This window comes from Rhodococcus sp. (in: high G+C Gram-positive bacteria) (genome assembly GCF_049286785.1).
Classification (GTDB): Bacteria; Actinomycetota; Actinomycetes; order Mycobacteriales; family Mycobacteriaceae; genus Rhodococcus_F.
The window spans coordinates 1-1,707 of sequence record NZ_JBAQEO010000934.1 but is presented as its reverse complement, the minus strand read 5'-3'; the positions used below and the strand labels follow the sequence as shown (position 1 = coordinate 1,707).

2 protein-coding genes are annotated in these 1,707 nt (G+C 62.6%); both read left to right on the top strand.

Annotation, left to right across the window (positions count from 1 at the left end; translation table 11 throughout):
* Window positions 1-1,003, top strand: a 1,003-nt coding sequence (locus WAW17_RS33915) for an MCE family protein (RefSeq protein WP_422337205.1), incomplete at its 5' end; no start/stop codon positions are given.
* The coding region (locus WAW17_RS33910; RefSeq protein ID WP_422337204.1) for an MCE family protein at window positions 1,003-1,707 on the top strand (705 nt) is incomplete at its 3' end. The genes WAW17_RS33915 and WAW17_RS33910, both read left to right, overlap by 1 nt.

Below are 1,707 nucleotides of genomic sequence, written 5' to 3'. Positions count from 1 at the left end.
CGCATACGCCGTACGCATCGAGATGCCGAACGTCACCGCAATTCAACCTAATTCACGAGTCCGGGTAGACGACGTCAACGTCGGAAGCATCACCAAGATCGAGCGCGAGGGATGGCACGCCTTGGTCAGCGTCTCGCTCAACGGCGATGTGGTCCTGCCCGAGAATGCGACAGCGCGCGTGGGACAGACCAGCCTCTTCGGCAGTCAGCACATCGAACTCGCATCGCCGGTAACGGAACCCGCGCGGGGGCGCCTACAGGACGGCGACGTGATACCGCTCGCACGTGCCGGCCAATACCCCACAACGGAGCAGACCCTCTCTGCGATCTCGACGGTGCTCAACGGCAGCGGCCTCGGCCAGATCGAACAGATCGACACCGAGATCAACGCCGCACTGTCAGGACGGGAGGAAGATGTTCGTAGTCTCCTCTCCCAGCTCGACACGTTCACCGACCGACTCAACCGCCAGAGCTCGGACATCATCGCCGCGATGGAAGGGCTCGACCACCTCGCTGTCACCGTCAACCGGCAGAACGACGTCCTGACGGGAGCTCTGGACGGCATCCCGCCCGCCCTGGAGGTGCTCGACAGACAGCGGGAGAACCTGACGAACGCGGTCACGGCCATCGGCAACTTCTCGTCGATCGGCAATCAGGTCGTCACCGAAAGCAGAGATGACATGGTCGCGAACCTGCGTAATCTGCAGTCGACGCTTCGGGGATTGGCCGACGGCGGAAGTGACCTCACAAGGTCCCTGGGTATCTACTCGACCTTCCCCTGGCCCCAGCCGACGATCAAGAACTGGCAGCGTGGTGATTTGGCGAACCTCAGTCTCACCGTGGATCTGACGATGGGACGCATCGACAACGGCTTCCTTCAGGGGACACCCCTGGAAGGACAGTTGACGGCGCTCGAAACCGCGTTGGGGCGCACGGTGGAGAGACAGCCCGGGCTCGGTACGCCCAACCCCCTCGCTGCGCCGGTACCCGGAGGAGGTCGGTAATGGTTCTCACGAGATTCGTCCGAATCCAGCTCATGATCTTCTCGGTCCTGACGGTCATCGCCGTGACGGTAATGGGAGTGCAGTACATGCAGATTCCCAGCCTTGTCGGTATCGGCCGATACGAGCTGAAGGTGCAGCTGCCCGCGACGGGTGGCCTGTATCGAACCTCGAATGTGACGTACCGCGGAGTCACCGTGGGCAAAGTGGAGGATCTGCAGCCGTCACCGGGCGGCATCGAGGCCACCCTGAGCATGGTCGGTAACGTGAAGATCCCCGCCGATCTCGATGCCGACGTCCATAGCCGCTCAGCCATCGGCGAACAGTACGTCGATCTGGTGCCTCGAACGTCGAACGACCCCTATCTCGAGGACGGCGACACCATTCCGCTCGAGCGGACCTCGGTTCCCCAAGACGTCGGCCCACTGATCGACACGGTCAACCGCGGTTTGGAAGCAATACCTCAGCAGAACCTGCAGACGGTGATCGACGAAAGTTACTACGCATTCAACGGAACGGGCCCCGTCCTGCAGCGCCTGTTCGACTCGGCTCACCTTCTCGCCCGCGACTCCGTCGCCACTCTCGCGCCGATGACGCAGCTCATCACCGACGCAGAGCCGGTGCTGGCCGCTTCGGCCGCCAGCAGCGAGTCGATCCGCTCATGGGCACGGAGTCTCAATGAGGTGACATCGCAATTGGCGGTGAAG